The 17,594-nt window shown below is 67.4% G+C and carries 15 protein-coding genes; 9 read left to right on the top strand and 6 right to left on the bottom strand.

All coding sequences use genetic code 11. The features are described from left to right. Positions 1–5: 5 nt before the first annotated feature. From QYM46_RS00440 to QYM46_RS00430, 3 genes are read right to left on the bottom strand one after another with little or no spacing between them, the layout of a single operon-like run. A complete protein-coding gene (locus QYM46_RS00440; protein ID WP_432790271.1) occupies positions 6–1,166 on the bottom strand; it encodes an acyl-CoA dehydrogenase family protein in 1,161 nt (386 codons plus the stop codon). Continuing rightward, positions 1,153–2,493 carry a beta-ketoacyl-[acyl-carrier-protein] synthase family protein gene (locus QYM46_RS00435; RefSeq protein ID WP_432790270.1) on the bottom strand — a complete coding sequence of 447 codons (1,341 nt, stop codon included), beginning with the start codon at positions 2,491–2,493 and terminating at the stop codon, positions 1,153–1,155. The genes QYM46_RS00440 and QYM46_RS00435 overlap by 14 nt, the downstream gene beginning before the upstream one ends. Positions 2,494–2,528: 35 nt before the next feature. Next, positions 2,529–4,169 (bottom strand): class I adenylate-forming enzyme family protein, encoded by a 1,641-nt coding sequence (locus QYM46_RS00430; RefSeq protein ID WP_432790269.1) that lies wholly within the window; start codon positions 4,167–4,169, stop codon positions 2,529–2,531. Positions 4,170–4,355: 186 nt separating this feature from the next. Between QYM46_RS00430 and QYM46_RS00425 the strand changes: the two genes are divergently transcribed. The 4 genes from QYM46_RS00425 (at position 4,356) to QYM46_RS00410 (ending at position 6,505) form a co-directional block, all read left to right on the top strand. Then, positions 4,356–4,949 (top strand): TetR/AcrR family transcriptional regulator, encoded by a 594-nt coding sequence (locus tag QYM46_RS00425; RefSeq protein ID WP_432790268.1) that lies wholly within the window; start codon positions 4,356–4,358, stop codon positions 4,947–4,949. After that, positions 4,946–5,287, top strand: coding sequence for a DUF6204 family protein (locus QYM46_RS00420; protein ID WP_432790267.1), 342 nt, complete (start codon positions 4,946–4,948; stop codon positions 5,285–5,287). The genes QYM46_RS00425 and QYM46_RS00420 overlap by 4 nt, the downstream gene beginning before the upstream one ends. Continuing rightward, positions 5,284–5,694, top strand: coding sequence for a MarR family winged helix-turn-helix transcriptional regulator (locus tag QYM46_RS00415; protein ID WP_432790266.1), 411 nt, complete (start codon positions 5,284–5,286; stop codon positions 5,692–5,694). The genes QYM46_RS00420 and QYM46_RS00415 overlap by 4 nt, the downstream gene beginning before the upstream one ends. A gap of 133 nt (positions 5,695–5,827) precedes the next feature. Beyond that, on the top strand, positions 5,828–6,505 hold the full coding sequence (locus QYM46_RS00410; RefSeq protein WP_432790265.1) for a DUF402 domain-containing protein: 678 nt from the start codon (positions 5,828–5,830) through the stop codon (positions 6,503–6,505). A 112-nt stretch (positions 6,506–6,617) separates the two neighbouring features. On the opposite strand, the gene QYM46_RS00405 is transcribed toward QYM46_RS00410, so the two are convergent. The 3 genes from QYM46_RS00405 to QYM46_RS00395 form a co-directional block, all read right to left on the bottom strand. Further along, positions 6,618–8,012 carry an NAD-dependent succinate-semialdehyde dehydrogenase gene (locus QYM46_RS00405; protein ID WP_432790264.1) on the bottom strand — a complete coding sequence of 465 codons (1,395 nt, stop codon included), beginning with the start codon at positions 8,010–8,012 and terminating at the stop codon, positions 6,618–6,620. A 353-nt stretch (positions 8,013–8,365) separates the two neighbouring features. Next, a complete protein-coding gene (locus QYM46_RS00400) occupies positions 8,366–10,804 on the bottom strand; it encodes a transketolase-like TK C-terminal-containing protein (RefSeq protein WP_432790263.1) in 2,439 nt (812 codons plus the stop codon). A gap of 55 nt (positions 10,805–10,859) precedes the next feature. Next, positions 10,860–11,876 carry a 1-aminocyclopropane-1-carboxylate deaminase gene (locus tag QYM46_RS00395; protein WP_432790262.1) on the bottom strand — a complete coding sequence of 339 codons (1,017 nt, stop codon included), beginning with the start codon at positions 11,874–11,876 and terminating at the stop codon, positions 10,860–10,862. Positions 11,877–12,205: 329 nt separating this feature from the next. On the opposite strand from QYM46_RS00395, the gene QYM46_RS00390 reads away from it, so the two are divergent. The 5 genes from QYM46_RS00390 to QYM46_RS00370 all read left to right on the top strand — a co-directional run bounded on the left by QYM46_RS00390 (position 12,206) and on the right by QYM46_RS00370 (position 17,261). Next, positions 12,206–12,865: a GntR family transcriptional regulator gene (locus QYM46_RS00390; protein ID WP_169250861.1), complete on the top strand. Its 660-nt coding sequence runs from the start codon at positions 12,206–12,208 to the stop codon at positions 12,863–12,865. Positions 12,866–12,982: 117 nt separating this feature from the next. Beyond that, positions 12,983–13,945, top strand: coding sequence for an alpha/beta hydrolase family esterase (locus QYM46_RS00385; protein ID WP_432790261.1), 963 nt, complete (start codon positions 12,983–12,985; stop codon positions 13,943–13,945). A 112-nt stretch (positions 13,946–14,057) separates the two neighbouring features. Then, positions 14,058–14,771, top strand: coding sequence for a FadR/GntR family transcriptional regulator (locus QYM46_RS00380; protein WP_432790260.1), 714 nt, complete (start codon positions 14,058–14,060; stop codon positions 14,769–14,771). Beyond that, entirely contained in the window at positions 14,768–15,589 is an 822-nt protein-coding gene (locus QYM46_RS00375) for a creatininase family protein (RefSeq protein WP_432790259.1), read from the top strand. Before QYM46_RS00380 ends, QYM46_RS00375 begins: the two co-directional genes overlap by 4 nt. A gap of 127 nt (positions 15,590–15,716) precedes the next feature. Further along, positions 15,717–17,261: an AbgT family transporter gene (locus QYM46_RS00370; protein WP_432790258.1), complete on the top strand. Its 1,545-nt coding sequence runs from the start codon at positions 15,717–15,719 to the stop codon at positions 17,259–17,261. Positions 17,262–17,594 lie beyond the last annotated feature (333 nt).

The raw sequence follows: 17,594 nt of genomic DNA, 5'->3' as shown, positions 1-17,594 counted from the left end.
CGAACTCACCCGTCGAGCAGCGCAGCCGCGTACATCGGACGGGCGGCATCGGCGCTCGGCGGGTGGAAGAGTCCGGCCGTGGCATCGCGGAAGAGGCGGGAGAGTTCGTGCTTGTTGCCGAACCCGCTGCCGCTCGTGCACATCAGGGCTGTCTCCGCACAGTTTCGGGCCGCCTCGGCGGACTTGATCCTCGCCCCCACCAGGCGCAGCGGCCAGCCGGCACCGTGGTCGACGAGGTCATCGAAGTCCCGGGCGTAGGCGTCGATCATCGCCGTCACGGGCATGAAGTCGAGGTGCGCATCGGCCAGGCGCGTCCGGGCTTCGGGCACCTCGGCGAAGGTGGTCCCGGCCTTCGCGGACTTCCGCTTGTGCAGTCCGGCGGCGCCCAACTCGAGCGCCCGCGCCGCGACTCCGGCGTAGACGGCGGCGATGAGCAGCTGGAAGTTGCTCGTGATCGCGAAGGTGAGCAGGTCGGGGTGCTTGCCGGCGGGGATGACGCGTGAGACCCGCTCAGGCTTCATCGGCACGCGGTCGAGGATCGTCGCCCGCGACTGCGAGGACCGCATTCCCAGCACATCCCAGTCATCGGAGACCGTGATCCCGGGCGCATCCCGTTCGATGAACCCGTAGACGAGCTCGTCTGAGCCCACGGCACCGTGGACGATGAGCCTCGTCCACACGGGCGAGAGGGAGGTGAAGATCTTCACCCCGGTCAGCTCAAATCCGCCGTCGGCCGTGCGAGCCGCCTCGGTGGTCGAACCCTGCAGGACCCAATCGTTCGACGGCTCGGAGATGCCGAAGGCGAAGATCTCACCGGCCATGGCCTCGTCGAACACCCAGTTCAGCGAGTCGTCGCCGCGATCGGCCAGTGCCTTGACCACTCCGGTGGTCATGAGGTGCATGTTGATCGCCAGCGCCGTCGCCGGGGCCGCCGCTGCCAGCCGCTGCTGCAGTCGGGTGACCTCGAACAGGCTCAAGCCGGGCCCGCCGTGGGACTCGGGCACGAAGAGGGTGAGGTAGCCGAGATCCCCCAGTTCGGCGAGATCCTCGTCGAAGAATCGGTTCTCCCGGTCATAGACGTCGGCTCGTTCGCGGAATCTCTCCAGCACATCGTCGGGTAAGTACCGCGCAGAGAGTTCGCTCACGCGGGTCTCACGATCGGACATCGTCTCTCCTCTGTTCCGGTGTCGTCAGGGCGTCGGTTCGTCTGTTCGACAGGGCGTCAGCCCGATGCAGGATGATCGCCCCGTTGTGCCCGCCGAATCCGAACGACGTCGACAGCATGGTGTCCACGACCGCCTCGGCGAGGTCCTGCCCACCACTCATGTCACGGGCGTGACCTGCGACGATGTCCCATTCGGGGAATTCATTGTCAACGAGGTTGAGCGTCGGCGGCAGCGTCTGATCACGCAGCGTCAGGGTTGCGATGATCGCCTCGACGACCCCAGATGCGCCGAGGAGGTGCCCCGTCGTCGATTTCGTCGCCGAGATCGGGATCGTCCGTCCGACCTCCCCCAGGGCGGCGTCGAAGGCGGCGAGTTCGGCGCGATCGCCGGCCGGTGTGCCCGTCGCGTGGGCGTTGATGTGGTCGATATCGCCGGGTTCCAGGCCTGCGTCGTTCACAGCCTGGACCACCGCCGAGGCGGCTCCCCGTCCGCCCGGATGCGGGTTCGTCGGGTGGTGGGCATCGCTGGCGGCGCCGAATCCGGCAAGCTCGGCCAGCGGAGTCGCCCCACGTGAGGCCGCCGAGTCGGCGGATTCGAGGAGGATCGCGGCCGCTCCCTGGCTCATGACGAAGCCGTTGCGGCCCCGGTCGAAGGGACGGCTGGCGGCGGTCGGATCGTCTTCGTATCCGGCGGCGAGCGCGCGCATGTTCGCATTCGAGGCGAGATTGACCGGGCCGAGGCAGTCTTCCATGCCGACGACGAGCACGGCGTCGGCGTAGCCGTGGCGGATCCGACGCATCGCCTCGCCGAGTCCGATCGCCCCGGAGGCGCACGTCGCCGAGACTCCCTGTCCGGGTCCGCGCAGGTCGAAGCGCTGGCTGATGAGCGCCGCCGCGGAGTCCGGCGCACCGTGGATGGACAGGGTCAGCGGCACCGACCTGGGGCCGTCGGCGTCGAGGCGGCGCGTGGCCTCCTGCATGGCGTCGACGGGTCCGGAGCCGGTGGCCGCGATCACGGCCGTGCGGTCGCGGTCCCAGGGCAGATCGTCGGCGGCGGATTCGATGCCGCCTGCGCTCAGCGCCTGGTCGGCCGCGGCGATCGCCCAGTGCTGGACGGGGATGAGCCGACGGGCGAGCGCTCGGGGCAGGACCGCCTCGGCGTCGAAGTCCGTGATCTGCCCGCCGATCCGCACCGCGAGGTCATCGAACCGCTCACCTGCGAGGACGTCAATGGCGCTGGTGCCGGTGCGCACGGATTCCCAGAGGGTCTCGGGGTCCTGACCGCTCGGGGTGATGGCGCCGAGTCCGGTGATGACGACGTCGCGCACGCCATCTGTCCGGTGCCGATTGCTCCGGGTGGCGTTCACAGCCGCTGTGCCTTTCCGCTCATGACCAGGTCAACGGTGTCATGGCGTCGAATCTTCCCGCCGACGGTCCGCGGCAGCCGGTCGAGTACGTAGAACCGCCGCGGCACGAACTGCGGGGCCAACTTCGCCCGGGCATGGTCGAGCAGTGCCGCTTTGTCGGGTGTACCCGAATCGGGGGTCCCGCCCTCGGAGCCATGGCCCGCGGAGTCTGGTTCGATGACGAGGGCGACGAGGCTGCCGAGACCGTCGTCGGGCAGCGCGATCGCGCAGACCTCGCCGAGGCGGCCCTGCCCCGAGTGCCGATCACCGCGGTCGAATCCCTCGAAGGCGCGTTCGATCTCGGGCAGGGACACCTTGTGCCCTCCGGTGATCGCGATGTCACCGGCCCGTCCGGCGAGCTGGAGGAGTCCGCTCTCGATCCGCCCCTGGTCACCGACCGTGGCCCAACCGTCGGGGCGTCGCAGCTGAGCGCCGGTGGTGCCGGTGACGTAGCCGTCCGAGCAGGCGGCGGCCTTGATCCAGACCGTGCCGATCTCTCCGTCGGGCAGGCGGGCGTCGGAATCGTCGCGGACCTCGACGCCGATGGTGTCGTAGATCGAGATCCAGGTGCCGTCGCCTTCACGACTGTCGCCGATGAATCCGATCTCGGCGGCACCGTAGTAGCTGATCAACCGCGTGTCGGGGAGGACGTCGGCGAGGGCCGAGCGGATGGATGCCGGCAGGTTCGCTCCTCCGGTGACGACGAGGTCGAGACCGTGGAAGTTCTCCGGTGTTCGGCGGGCCGCCTCGGCGAGGGCCTTGACGACGGCGGGCACGGCGACGACGCGGGTGATGGCTTCGTCGGTGATGCGCGAGCCCATGGTGAAGGGGTCGAAGTCGTCGGCGACGTGGACGCTGCCGCCGGTGGCGAGGGATTCGATGACGGCATAGAGGGTGAGGCTGTAGGACACGGGGCCAGGCGCCAAGGTGGCCACTCCGGGGAAGGGTTCGAGGTGGGCCGACGACACGACGACGTTGTCGCGGTACTGCTGTCGGGTCTTGATGAAGGCCTTCGGGTTGCTCGTCGTGCCGGAGGAGAAGAGCATGAGGAACGGCTCGTCGGGCTCGCGGACGGTCGGCGGTGCGGTGTCGGCGGGATCGATGGCGGCTTCACGGGCACGGAAGTCGGCGGCAGTGATGACGGTCCCGGTCCAGCCGGCGGCGGCGAGCGCCTCGGCGAGGTGGGTCGAGTCGCTGATGACAAGCCCGATGCCGGTGGTCGTGATGACTCCGACCTGGTGGCTCAGCGGCCAGCGGGGATCGATCGTGGCCGAGACTGCGCGGAAGCCGGCGAGGCCGGCGATGATGCGGGAGGTCTCGAACGCCGAGGTGAGGCTGACGGCCGTGATCGGGATGCCGTGGGTCTCGGGTGCCGGAATCGGCGAGTCGGACTGGGCATGGTGGAGAGCGTCGACGGCGGCGAACATCGTGGTCGAATCACGGACGAGCTGCGCATAGGTGAGGGAACGTGGGGCTCGAGTGTCCGCGGCGGGGTCGGCGCGCTCATCTGGGGCAGGGCTGCCAGAGTGGCCGCCGACTATGGCCAACTGGTCCGGATCGGCGGCCGCGACCTCGAGGATCCTCGACGTGATGGGCAATTCCGTCCTCCTCGAATTCGTTCCTCGCTGGCCCGTTCGCGGGCACCGATCCTCAGTATAGGAGCGATGCTGACGGCTTCGAGAGACGGGATGAGGACTTCTGCTTCCATCCGATCCATCCACATACTTTGCAGTATTCAAATACATTTGTGTATCTTGAATTCCATGACCTCAGCATCGCGGCGCATGACGCGCAGGGAAAGTCAGGAGGCGACCCGTCGGCGACTCATCGAATCGGCGGTCTCGCTCTTCGCCGACCACGGGGTGCGAGCAACCTCTCTCATCGCTGTCGCGGAGAACGCCGGGTTCAGCCGCGGCGCCGTCCACGGAAACTTCTCCGACAAGGACGAGCTCGCCGCCGAGGTCGTGCAGTTCATCGTCGAGGACCTCGGGCCCGAACTCACCCGAGCGCTCCACTCGCCGGGGTCAGCCAACGACCGGCTCGCGGCCTATATCTCCACGCACATCGATTACTGTCGTCGCGAACCGACTCGAGCCGCAGCCATCATCGCGGCCGTGGGCTACCTCAGCAGGCCCGCCGCGGCAGCGTCACACGGCCAACCCTATGGTCAGCGTGCGACCCAATCCGTCATCGATCTCGTGACTCTCTTCGAGGAAGGACAGCGTCGCGGCGAGATGCGCGACTTCGACCCGACCACGATGGCTCTGTCCCTGCGCTCCGTCCTCGACGCAGCCGTGCCCACCCATCCTGGCATCGAGACGCACGAGATCGTCGCCCTGTTCGACCACGCCACCCGAGTCGAGGAGACCACTTCATGACCTGGAATTTCCGCATCACCGTTCGCGGCCGCTTCTCCGGACTCGACGAGGAGCAGCGCCTCAGCCTCCGGGCGGCACAGGACGACCACGACATGCTCTCCGCGAGCTTCTCTCCCGAGGGAACGTTCCTCTACACGCCCGAACTCGTGAACTATCAGCACCGATTCCTGATCACCAGCGACGAGGCGGACCGCGATGACGCCGAAGCACTGGCGAGCATCCGAGCCGAGGAACTCTCCGCCGCTGACCTCGCCTCGCGCGGCCTGGGCGGAACGGCCATGAGTGTCTCTGCCGTCTGCGTCGAAGACTTCAAGGTGCGCCCGAGGGCCCGCCGATGAACTCAGAGAGCCCGAACCAGGACTCCCCAGACTCACCACACCTCGAAGACGCTCTCGCCCTGGTCTCGGCGGCGAGTTCCCTCGACTCAGCGATCAGCGCCGCACTCTCACGTGTGGGGCTCAGCTTCACAGACCTCCGCCGGCTGCGGCTCATCGGCGCACGACCTCAAGGACTCAACCGCGAGGACCTCGCCGAGGCGATGGGTGAGACCCGGTCGCAGACCGTCCGCTCCAGCAGCCCACTCGTCAAGCTCGGCTGGCTCTCGCGAGCAGAGTCCGGTGAGTTCTCCCTCACCGACAGCGGCCGCCACCTCATCGATCAGGCCGAAGGCATCGCCGAGAAGGCGGCAGCTCGCTGGTTCACGGCGAATGGCATCGACCCCGCCACCCTCACGAGAATTCGCTGACGTCGTCCTCGGGCCGATCGTGCAGATCCCCACCGCCGAGGAGCGCGCCGCCCTCAAAGCCGCGCACAGCTGATCATCCGCTCCCAGCTCCTGCTCACGGCTCACGCTCACCCCAGTCCGGGACAATGAGAGCATGAGCGGAGCAAGGAGCCGGGACGCACGGGCAGACGAACCACGCTGGAGTCGCGGCGACCAGATCCTGTGGACCTACACCAACCCGGCGCACCCAGGCCTGTACGACCAACGCCCCGTCACGGTCATCGCCGACGACGAGAACCACCTGGCGGTGTGGCTCGAGTCCGGCACGAGGATGCTCCACCATGTGCTCGCCGACGGTTCCGGCATCCGCACTGCAGACGGCCCCGCCAGGTTCGGCGCCCCACGCGCCCAGGGTCTCAAGCGGTGGCAGGGACCGGGCATCGTCGCTGTCTTCCAGCCGGAAACCGACTATTCGGTGTGGTTCTTCGAGAACCCGGGCTCTCCCCGTCGCGACTCCTACTACGTCAACCTCGAGGAGCCCTTCACTCGCTTCGATCGCGGCATCCTCACCTCCGACCACGTCCTCGACATCGTCGTCGACTCAGCTGGCACCTACCGGCTCAAGGATGAGGACGAACTCGAATTCGCACGCTCAGCCGGGATGTTCTCCGACGAGAAGGTCGAGCGCATACGGGCGGCCGCGGACTCGGCCATCGAGGATGTCCGCACCTGGCGCTTCCCCTTCGACTCCGCCTATCCGGACTTCCAACCGGATCCGGACTGGCCGATGCCCGACCTCCCCGCCGAGGCGAGCTGGGACTTCGAGAGCTGAACCGCCCCCGCACCATTGCGCGAAAAACGGGCTGGGCGTCGAAAAACGCATGCGCACACACGTTTCTCGACACCCAGCCCGTTTCTCGACGACTGCGGAGGGCGAACCCCTCTCAGTCAGCCACGTAGTACATGCGCTTGTTGACGAACTCGTCCATGCCGTAGGGGCCGAGCTCGCGGCCGAAGCCCGAGCGCTTGGTGCCGCCGAACGGAATCTCCGCGCCCTCACCAGCCGGGGTGTTGACGTTCGACATGCCGACGTCGAGGCGCTGAGCCAGCTTCGCGGCACGTTCGGAATCCTTGGCGAACACGGCGCCGCCGAGGCCGAAGCGCGAGTCGTTGGCCAGTGCCAGTGCCTCGTCATCGCTGGTGACCTTGTACACGGTGGCCACGGGTCCGAAGAGCTCCTCGCGGTAGGCGTCCATCTCCGAGGTGACTCCGGTGAGCACGGCCGGTGAGACATAGGCCGAACCGTCGCTTGCGAGCTCGCCGCCGACGAGGGTCGCACCCTGCTCGACGGCGCGGTCGAGCTGCTTGCGCAGATTCTCGGCGGCCGAACGCGAGGACAGGGGCGAGTACTTGCCGTCGCCCGCCTCGGCGGGGGTGCCCTTCTCCCAGGACTGGGCACGTTCGGTCAGACCGGACACGAAGTCGTCGTAGATGTCGTCCATGACGATCATCCGCTTGTTCGCGTTGCAGACCTGGCCGGTGTTGTACAGGCGGGTGCCCCACGCGGTGTCGACGGCCTCGTTCATGTCATCGGTGTCGAGGATGATGTAGGGGTCGGATCCGCCGAGCTCGAGCACGGCCTTCTTCAGGTACTTGCCGGCGGTGGCGGCCACGGCGGATCCGGCGCGCTCGGAACCGGTCAGGGACACACCTTCGACGCGGTCGTCGGCGATGATCGTCTCGATCTGCTCATGGGTGGCGTAGATGTTGGAGTATACGCCTTCGGGGACGCCGGCTTCCTTCATGATCTCGGCGATCTTCGCCGAGGAGCGGGGGCAGATCTCCGCGTGCTTGAGGATGATCGTGTTGCCGAGCACGAGGTTCGGTGCCGCGAAGCGGGCGACCTGGTAGTACGGGAAGTTCCAGGGCATGATGCCCAGCAGCGCACCGACGGGACGGCGCTGGATGAAGGCCTTGCCTCCGGACATCGATTCGATCGGCTCATCGGCGGCGAACTTCGGCCCGTTGTCGGCGTAATAGTTGAAGATCGCCTCGCAGAACTCGGCCTCCTCCTCACCTTCGGCGGTGGGCTTGCCCATCTCCTCCGCGATGATCTCGGCGAGTTCGGCCTTGCGCTCGCCGAAGAGAGCGGCGACCTTGTTGACGATCGCGGCGCGTTCCTCGATCGTCTTCTCGCGCCAGCTCAGGTAGCCCTTGTGTGCGGATTCGAGGACCTGCTGGACCTCGTCATCGGTGGCATTGTCGAATGTCTCGACGACCTCACCGGTGGCCGGGTTCTCGACGCGGTAGCCGCCTGCGGCACTGCCTACATTGCTCATTCCAGACTCCTTCGACTTCGGGCGCCTGTTGGCGCCGGTTAAGCAATCGCATACCTGTTCGCCGTCGGAATCGACGGATTGCGTATGCCTGTCTCACACGCTATCAACACGTGACCCGCGCAACAAGTGCCGGAACCTGGGGGAATCCTCAGTCCCGGATCGTCCCCGACGCGTTCGCCGAGGAGGTGCGGATTCCGAATCAATAACGACGAAATCCGAATCGCCCTCAACGTGGATCGAACAGCCGCCGCGGCACGCTCACGAATCAGCCGCCGCAGTGTGGGGATCGGCTCCGGCACGAGGTACCGGACCCGTTCGCCCACCCGCAGGAGACCTCACCGGCGCAGCAGACCTCACCGCCCCACGAGGTCGAGTGCCGCAGAGACGATCGAGTCCGTGTCGATTCCGTGGAGCGCATGTGCCTGACTCACCGAGGATGCCTGACCGAATTCCGTGACGCCGAGGTTGCGGGTGCGATCCCCGCGCACTCCGGCGAGGAAGGCCAGCGTGTGCGGGTGTCCGTCGAGGACGGTCACCAGGGGCGCGGGATGCGCGGCCGGGAACAGTTCGTCGGCGATGGCCGATCGGCGGCTCTGCCCCACCCGTCCCCGCTCCTGCACGGAGCGGAAGACCTTCGACGCCGAGCTCAGGCAGACGGTTCCTGCCCGCACGCCCAGGGTTTCCAGTCGGGCCGCAGCCGCGATGACCTCGGTCATGATCGCACCGGCGCCGACGAGCGTGACCTCGTCCTCGGCCGCCGGACGGGCCGAGAGCCGGTAGCCTCCGGCGATGACCTGTTCGCGGCGGCGTTCGCGCAGCAGCGGATCCTCGGGCACTGCGGCGAGCTCCTGGGCCACGGGCCTGGTGGTCAGGCGGAAGTACGCCGAATCCCCGTGCGGGTCGCCGAGTTCGCGCAGCGCCTCGAGCAGGGTCCACTCGAGGTCCTGGGCGAAGGCCGGCTCCCAGCTCGTCAAGCCCGGGATCTCCAGAGTCACCGAGGGCGTGTTGAACGACTGGTGCGCCCCGCCCTCGGGCGCGAGCGTGACTCCGGACGGCGTGCCGACCATGATCGAGCGCCCACCGGCGTAGAGGCTGAACGTCCACGGTTCGAGGGCGCGGTTGATGAACGGATCGTAGATCGTCGCGATCGGCAGCAGCGGCTGTCCCCACCGGCTCCCGGTCGTCCCGAGCTCACCGGCGAGGGAGACGAGGTTGACCTCGGCGATGCCCATCTCGATGTGCTGACCGCGCGAGCCCTCCTGCCATTTGAGGACTCGTTCCCGGTCATCGGAGAACCAGTCCTCCCGCCCGGCCGGGGACCAGATCCCGGTCTTGTTGATCCACCCGCCGAGGTTGGTCGACGTGGCCACGTCCGGTGAGACGGTGACGACGCGGCGGGCCACCTCGGGGGCGACGTGCTTGAGGTCGGAGAGGAACCGACCCAGCGTGGCCTGGGTGGAGATCGTCGGCCGCGGGGAGAATCCCAGCTCAGCGGGCACCTCGGCGACGGTGTGGGTCTCATGGTCCTCGCGGCGCAGGCGCTCTGCGGTCTGGGCGCAGAGCCTCCCGGCCGGGGTGTCGGGGTCGAAGCGGACCCACGGATCGTCGAGGTCCATCCCCGAGGCGGCCGCGAGGTCGCGCATCTGCGCCTCGGTGAGCTGGGCGGCGTGGTTGCCCGGGTGGCCCTCGGTGGCGAGCCCCTTGCCCTTGATCGTGTAGGCGAAGACGACGGTGGGTCGGTCGTCGTCGATGGCCTCGAAGGCCTCGACGAGCTGCCCGAGGTCGTGTCCGCCGAGGTCGCGGATGAGGGAGGCGATCTCATCGGGTGAGAACGGGTCGATGACCGCGCGCAGCGCCGTGGCCGCGGACTCGTCGAGGCCGGCGAGGAGACGGTCGTGGACCTCGGTGGGGTGAGCGCGCAAAAGCCGCTGGTATTCGGGGTTGGGCATCGAGACGAGCCGATCTTTGAGCGCCTGCCCGCCCGGGGCGGCGAAGACGGCCTCGAGGCGGCGCCCCCACGGGCAGGTGAGGACCTGCCAGCCGGCGGCGGCGAACATGCCCTGGAGGCGCTTGATCTGCACGTCGGGGATGACCCGGTCGAGGGACTGCCGGTTGAGGTCGACGATCCACACGATCTCGCCGAGGGTGCGCACCTCGGGGTCGATGATGGCCTCCCATACCGCGCCTTCGTCCATCTCGGCATCCCCGAGCAGCGAATAGAAGCGCCCGGCCCGTGGGGTGTCGGGGAACCGGTCGGAGACGTAGCGGTGGGACAGTGCGGCCCAGATCGGGGCGGTCGCGCCGATGCCCACCGACCCCGTGGAGAAGTCGACGGTGTCGGGGTCCTTCGTCCGGGAGGGGTAGGGCTGAAGTCCTCCGCGGCTGCGCAGCGTGTCCAGATGATGTTCGGCGAGATCGCCGAGGAGGTAGTTGATCGCGTGGAGGACCGGTGAGGCGTGGGGCTTGACCGAGACCCTGTCGATCGAGCGCAGGCGGGCGAACCACAGGGCGGTCATGATGCCCGCCATCGAGGCCGAGGACGACTGGTGGCCGCCGACCTTGACCCCATCGGGGTTCTCCCGCCCCCGATTGGCCCGGTCGATGATCGACGTGGCCAGCCAGAGCACGCGCTGGGCGATCTCGTCGAGGACCCGGTCCTCCCCCGAGGCCGAGGCCCGCAGCGGTCTGTCGTTCGTGCCGGGCGGGCTGACCTGGATCGAGGTCTCGAACTGGTGGCGATCCTGCTCGTGGTCGCCGTCCTGCGGGGGCTGAGATCCGTGTGCGGTCGTCATCTCATCGATCCTTCCTCAAGAGGGTGGCTGTGTCGTGGGATGGGCGTCGTCCCGATCAGAAGATCGAGGAGTAGGCGTTGAGGGCCAGCTGCCCGCCGAGGTGGGCATAGAGGACGGTCGAATCCTTGCCGATCGTGCCATCAGCAACGAGGCCGAGCAGCCCGGCCATCGACTTGCCTTCGTAGACGGGGTCGAGGATGACGCCTTCGAGCTGGGCGGTGGTGCGGATCGCCTCGACGGTCGAATCGTCGGGGATGCCGTAGGCGGGTCCTTCCCAACCCGAGCGGATGTCGACTTCGTCGGCGGTGATCTCGCGGCCGAGGCTGATGAGGTCGGCCGTGGTGTTCGCGATCCGCCGCACCTGGTCGCGGGTCTTTTCGATCGTGGCCGAGGCATCGATGCCGATGACCTTGCGGGGGCGGCCGCCTGCGGCTTCGAGGGCGGCGAAGCCGGCGATCATGCCGGCATGCGTCGACCCGGTCACGGTGCACACGACGATCGTGTCGAAGAAGACGCCGAGCTCCTTCTCCTGTGCGGCGACCTCATACGCCCAGTTCGCGAACCCGAGCCCGCCGAACTTGTGCTCCGAGGCTCCGGCCGGGATCGGATAGGGCCTTCCGCCGGACGCTTCGACCTCGTGCAGTGCGTTCTCCCAGCTCGAGCGGATGCCGATGTCGAATCCGGCGGAGTCGAGGCGGACGTCGGCGCCCATGATGCGGGAGAGCTCGATATTGCCGACTTTGTCATTGCCCGGATCCTCCCAGTCGACCCAGCGCTCCTGCACGAGGCGGGCCTTCAGCCCCAGGTGAGCGGCGACGGCCGCGACCTGCCGGGTGTGGTTGGACTGGTATCCGCCGATCGAGACGAGGGTGTCCGCCCCCGAGGCGAGGATGTCGGGGACGATGTACTCGAGTTTGCGGGTCTTGTTGCCCCCGAAGGCGAGTCCCGAGTTGACGTCCTCGCGTTTGGCCCAGACCCTGGCCCCGCCGAGGTGGTCGCTCAGTCGCGGGAGTTCGTGCACGGGGCTGGGGCCGAAGGTCAGTGGGTAGCGTTCGAAATCGGTGATGGCCATGGTGTCCTCTGTTCTCTGGGCGGTGGGGGCTCTCCGTGCGACGGTGCTCGACAGCTCCCCGACGGTGCCGGTGCGAACCGCGGCCGCGGTGGCGGCCGACTGACTCCGGGCGGACGGGGTGTGTCCGATGACGAGGCGTGCCGGATGCGGCGTGCCCCTGCGTCGGTGTGTCCTGGATCGCAACGTGCAATATGCAATATATTGCATTCTGGCCGTGCATACAATGAGCACAGACCATTCGCGTCGCCCAGCTCAGCCGATGGCACCGATCTGAGGTCTCCACCGACGAGCTGCGACGAGAGCGAACTCCGAGAACGAAAGGGCCGAGCGTGCCGATCCCCACGGACTCACCGGTGGCGCACCGCACTCTGCTGCGCGATGACGTCTACCGTTCGATCCGCGATGCCATCGTCCGCGGTCAGCTCGCCCCGGGCGAGCAGCTGCGCGACCAGGAGCTCGGCGCCTGGCTGCAGGTCTCCCGGACCCCCGTGCGGGAGGCGCTGCAGCGCCTGGCCCAGGCCGGGCTCGTCGTCGCCGAGCCCGGGCGGATGACCCGAGTGGCCCCCGAGGACCCGGAGCTCATCCTGGCGGCCAGGCAGATCGCCGCCGAACTCCACGCCCTGGCGTTCGACCTCGCATTCCCCAGCCTCGACGAGGCCGCGCTGCACCTGATGGAGCGGGCCAACGACCGCCTGCACGCGGCCCTTGCCGACGGCGATGCCGAAGCGGCGATCGCCGCCGACGACGACTTCCACGAGGTGGCCCTCAACCGATCCGGCAACCCCCTCATCCCCGATCACCTCGAGGTCGTCACCGCCACCCTCCGCCGCGCGGAGTACCTCCACTTCGAATCGGTGAAGGGATCAGCCTCGCCGGAACAGCACACCGAGATCATCACCGCCGTTCGCGCCGGTGAGCATGCGCAGGCCGTCGCCCTGACGCGGGCGAACTGGTCGACCATCGAAGGGGATTCGCCTCACGGGGCCTGAGTCGAACGCCTCCCCGCTGCGGGTTCCGGAGCGATGACCGCACCGCTGACTCTTCTAGTCATCTGATGACTTGTGCTAGAGTCCTCACCACGATCACCGACGATCAGAGGACTGAGGATGTCATCGACGACGAAACGCATCACGACCGCCCTGCTCGCGACCGCCGCGAGCCTTACCCTGCTGACAGGCACAGCTGCGGCCCCGGGAATGGCAGGAACCGCACCGGCCGTCCCTTCGGCCGGCTGCGGCACCGAACAGAAGCCCGGCAATGACGAGAGGACGATCTCCACGGCAGACGGCGAGCGCAGCTATCGGATCAACATTCCTCGCGGCTACGAGACCGCGACTCCCCTGCCGCTCGTCCTCGGATTCCACGGCAACGGTTCCGACGGCGCCGAATTCCAGAACTACACGGGCCTGCCGACCCTGCCCGCAATCACCGTCTTCCCCGACGGTGACCTCAATGACGGCAAGCGCTCCTGGCAGGGAGCCCCGTACGCCAGCGGAGCCGACGACGTCGCGTTCGTCACCGATCTGCTCGACTCGGTCGAATCCGAGCACTGCATCGACCTCAATCGGGTCTATGCCACCGGCAAGTCGAACGGCGGCGGATTCGTCTCCGTCCTCGCCTGTCACCTGCGCGATCGCTTCTCCGCATTCGCTCCCGTCGCCGGTGCCTACTATCCGCAGTCGACACAGGGCTGCGATTATTCGACGCCGACGCCGATGCTCGCCATCCACGGCACGGGGGACGCGACGATGCACTACGAGGGCGGTCACCGCCAAGGCGAGGACTATCCGGGAGTGCATGAATGGATCCAGCCCTGGGCGGAGGCATCGGGCTGCGCGACGACGACCGAACGTCAGGTCGGACGCAAGGGCGAAGACGTGGTGCGCACCCAATGGACGCAATGCGATGCCCAAGTCGAGCTCTACTCCGTCGCCGACGGCGGCCACGTCTGGCCGGGTGAGGTCGTCTACAGCGGCGGCGGATACGTCACGAAGGACTTCTCGGCCACCGCGACCGTCTGGGAGTTCTTCCGCAGCCATCCGGGCGCAACGCAGGGGCCGACCTCGTAGAGACCAACCAGCCCCGACCCAGAACTGACCGACCAGGGCCACCTCAAAGGTGACCGTTGACACACCCTGGCCCAAAGTGATTAGATGACTTAAACACTTGAAGGAGAGCACCATGACGTCCACCGTCGGACTCGTCGAACGCCTCACTCGCGACATCGTCGACACCATCCGCACCGAGAACCTCCAGCCCGGGCAGACCCTGCCCTCGGCCAAGGTCCTCGCCGCACGCTTCGAGGTCACCGTGCCCACCGTCCGAGAGGCCCTGCGCCGACTCGAAGCCACGGGCTCGGTCGAACTCAAGCACGGCTCGGGCACCTACGTCCGCGAAGCGATCAACCGCCGCATCCTCGACAACCCGCACTATGTGCCCGTCGACCTCGCAGCGGCCATCGAACTCCTCGATGCCCGCATCGCCATCGAACCCGGCATCGCCGAGCTCGCAGCGACGGTCCAGGCGGCGGATGCCGTGGCTTCCATGGAGTCCGCGCTCGACAATGCCCTCCAGGTCGAGACCGCGGTCCCGGCCGGCCACTTCCACGTCGAACTCGCTCGCGCTTCAGGCAACCGCGCGCTGCACGAGATGCTCGTGTCCCTGCTGGCCATCCATTCGCGGACCCAGCAGGCGGCACGCACGAGCTACGACCGCCTGCGCGACCACGACGAACACGCGGACATCCTCGATGCGATCCGTCGCGGCGACGGCTTCGAAGCCTCTCACCGCACCCGCAAGCACCTCGAGGCGATCAAGACCGCCGTCCTCGCCGACTGGACCGACGACGCCATCAAGGACGGCAGTGCCGACACCATCGCAGGACCCCAGCGATGAGCCGCCCGGTGATCTCCGAGATCCGCCCGCATATCCGCGACTACGCCGAACTCACCTCGTTGGAGGTCGAACTCGCGAAGGATCGAAACAGCTTGCTCGTCCTTCCCGTCGGCGCCTGCGAACAGCATGGGGACGGGCTGCCTCTGGGCACCGACACCATCCGTGCCGCTCACGTCGCCCGCGCCGTCGTCGACCGGCTCCGCGACAGCGCCGACGGCGATCAGGTTCGGGCGGGCAGCGCCTTCGTCCTGCCGAGCATCGACTACGGCGTCTCCCCGCATCACCGCTTCCTGCCCGGCACGATCAACATCGGCCCGCAGCTGTTCGTCGACCTCGTCTCCTCGATCGTGCACCAGCTCGCCGATGCCGGCTTCGACAGACTCCTCGTCATCACCGGTCACGGCGGCAACCTCGCCGCGCTCGGCGTGGTCCAGCAGTCCCTGCTCGCCACTCATCCGGACTTCGTCTTCGCCTATGCTCCGGTCTCCGCTCTGGCCACCGAGGCGACCGCCGCCCTTCCCCGCACCGAGGTCAGCGGCCACTGCGGAGAGTCCGAGACCTCGCAGATGCTCGCCATCGACGAATCCCTCGTCGACTCGGGCCACCTCAATCCCGGCGCCACCCGGCTCGACGATCTCGACCCGCGCGCCCGCCTCTCACGAACGAAGTCACCGTCAACCGCGGTGACGTTCGACCGCTACGCCGACAACGGCGTCCTCGGCGATCCACGCACTGCCACGGCCGCGGCCGGGAAGGACATCCTCGGCGAGGTCATCGACCGACTCGTCGCCTACTGTCAGGAGCTGCAGAGACTGTGACAATCGCTTCTCACTGACCGGCCGCCCGGCCGACACCCCACCACAGATCACCCGATTCCAGCGCCGCAATCACCGTGCCCTGGTGGACCCTGCCCGAAAATCCCGCCTGAACTCTCAGGAGCTCACGATGAAACCGACTCAGACCACCGATACCCCGCAGACCGACCAGCAGGAGAAGCTGCCGCTGGTCATCCGCGCCCTCAACGTCATCGAAGTCGTCGGCAACAAGCTGCCGAACCCCTTCTGGCTGTTCTGGATCCTCGCGGCGATCCTCGCCGTACTCAGCCTCGTCCTCTCCCTCGCCGGCGCAGGAGTCGAGGATCCCGGCACCGGGGAATGGACTCCGGTGAACAATCTGCTCAGCGGCAGCGGCATCGCCATGGCCGTGAGCACCGCACTCGATGCCTATCGGACATTCCCGCCGCTCATCACGATCATGGTCGTCATCATGGGTGTGGCCCTGGCCGAGCGCACCGGCCTGCTCTCGACGGCGATGAAGGTCTCGATCGCCCGCGTCCCGGCCGGACTCATCGTCTTCACGGTCGCGTTCATGGGCACGGTCTCCCACGTCGCCTCGGCGGCGGCCTACGTCATCCTCGTCCCGCTCGGCGGCATGGTGTTCAAGGCCGTGGGACGCTCCCCCGTCCTCGGCGTCATCGTCGCCTACACCTCGATCGCCTCCGGCTACGATGCCAGCCCGATCCCGACGCCCAACGACGCGATCTTCGCGGGCATCACGACGGCCGCGGCGAATATCATCGACCCCGACTACATCGTCACCCCGATCGGCAACTGGTATTTCAACATCGCCAGCTCCATCCTGCTGGCCATCGTCATCACGATCGTCACCGAGCTCGTGCTCATGAAGCGCGACAACCTCGACGCCGACGAGGATGCCGAGCACGAAGACCTCGTCATCACCGACAAGGAACGGTCGGCCCTGCGACTGGCGATGTTCGCCGTCATCGCCGCAGTCATCGCCATCGTCGTCCTAGTCGTCCCCGAGGGTGCGCCCCTGCGCGGTGACGGACCCTTCGGCGAGTCGCCGTTCCTCACCGGAATCGCCTTCCTCATCGCTCTGCTCTTCGGCATCGGCGGCATCGTCTACGGCTTCCGCGAGGGCACGATCGAGACCTGGTCCGACGTGCCGAAGCTCATGGGGCAGGGCCTCGCATCGATCGCCGGGGTCCTCGTCCTCTTCTTCGCCATCGCCCAGTTCCTCGAGTACTTCGAGTGGACGAACATCGGCATGCTCGTCTCGGTGTCCGTGTCCGAACTCTTCACCGGCCTCGGCCTGCCGACCTGGGTGGTGTTCATCCTCGTCCTGCTCGTGCTCTCCGTCGTCAACGTGCTCATCACCTCCGGTTCGGCGATGTGGGCGATCATGGCCCCGGTCATCGTGCCGCTGCTCATGCTGCTCGAGGTGCCGCCGGAGACCTCGCAGGCGATCTTCCGCATCGCCGACTCGGGGTCGACGGCCATCACCCCGATGAGTCCGTACTTCATCCTCGCGCTCGGCTTCATGCAGAAGTATCAGAAGAACGCCGGCATCGGCACGCTCGCCTCGCACACGCTGCCGTTGGCCGTGGGCATGACGATCAGCTGGAGCCTGCTGTTCTTCCTGTGGTGGGGTCTGGGCATTCCGCTCGGCCCCGATGCCCCGGTGCGCTGAGCGCGCCGACTCCGGTATCCGCCGCTGAGTCCTGAAAGCTGAGTTTTGAAAGTTTTGTTCACGACCCGCCCCGGGGAGGTTCGCATCATCCAGGCTTGATTTCCGGGGCCATCGAAGACGGCTTCGTCCGTCGCCTCGAAAACCCCGAACACATCATCTGATCTGGAATGATGTCGCACAATCGGAGCTGACAGGTAGGCTTTGCCCACCGGCGCACGGCCACCCGATCCCTGCCCCGCGAGGATGCCGTCGACAAAAGATGTTGACGCTCAAACTTCACCCGCGATACTGTCGGGTAACACCCCGTAGTAACTTACATCACACGCTGATGCC

This window comes from Brevibacterium sp. K11IcPPYGO002, assembly GCF_050920635.1.
In the GTDB taxonomy this organism is placed as follows: Bacteria; Actinomycetota; Actinomycetes; order Actinomycetales; family Brevibacteriaceae; genus Brevibacterium.
Note: the sequence above shows the minus strand (reverse complement) of the source record. Positions and strands in the feature narration are given on the sequence as shown.

Excerpts from the sequence above, each read along its gene's own strand:
- QYM46_RS00400 (WP_432790263.1), bottom strand. The coding sequence starts at position 10,804 with ATGACGACCGCACACGGATCTCAGCCCCCGCAGGACGGCGACCACGAG.
- QYM46_RS00410 (WP_432790265.1), top strand. The coding sequence starts at position 5,828 with ATGAGCGGAGCAAGGAGCCGGGACGCACGGGCAGACGAACCACGCTGG.
- QYM46_RS00425 (WP_432790268.1), top strand. The coding sequence starts at position 4,356 with ATGACGCGCAGGGAAAGTCAGGAGGCGACCCGTCGGCGACTCATCGAA.
- QYM46_RS00385 (WP_432790261.1), top strand. The coding sequence starts at position 12,983 with ATGTCATCGACGACGAAACGCATCACGACCGCCCTGCTCGCGACCGCC.
- QYM46_RS00415 (WP_432790266.1), top strand. The coding sequence starts at position 5,284 with ATGAACTCAGAGAGCCCGAACCAGGACTCCCCAGACTCACCACACCTC.
- QYM46_RS00375 (WP_432790259.1), top strand. The coding sequence starts at position 14,768 with ATGAGCCGCCCGGTGATCTCCGAGATCCGCCCGCATATCCGCGACTAC.
- QYM46_RS00420 (WP_432790267.1), top strand. The coding sequence starts at position 4,946 with ATGACCTGGAATTTCCGCATCACCGTTCGCGGCCGCTTCTCCGGACTC.
- QYM46_RS00370 (WP_432790258.1), top strand. The coding sequence starts at position 15,717 with ATGAAACCGACTCAGACCACCGATACCCCGCAGACCGACCAGCAGGAG.
- QYM46_RS00440 (WP_432790271.1), bottom strand. The coding sequence starts at position 1,166 with ATGTCCGATCGTGAGACCCGCGTGAGCGAACTCTCTGCGCGGTACTTA.
- QYM46_RS00405 (WP_432790264.1), bottom strand. The coding sequence starts at position 8,012 with ATGAGCAATGTAGGCAGTGCCGCAGGCGGCTACCGCGTCGAGAACCCG.
- QYM46_RS00395 (WP_432790262.1), bottom strand. The coding sequence starts at position 11,876 with ATGGCCATCACCGATTTCGAACGCTACCCACTGACCTTCGGCCCCAGC.
- QYM46_RS00380 (WP_432790260.1), top strand. The coding sequence starts at position 14,058 with ATGACGTCCACCGTCGGACTCGTCGAACGCCTCACTCGCGACATCGTC.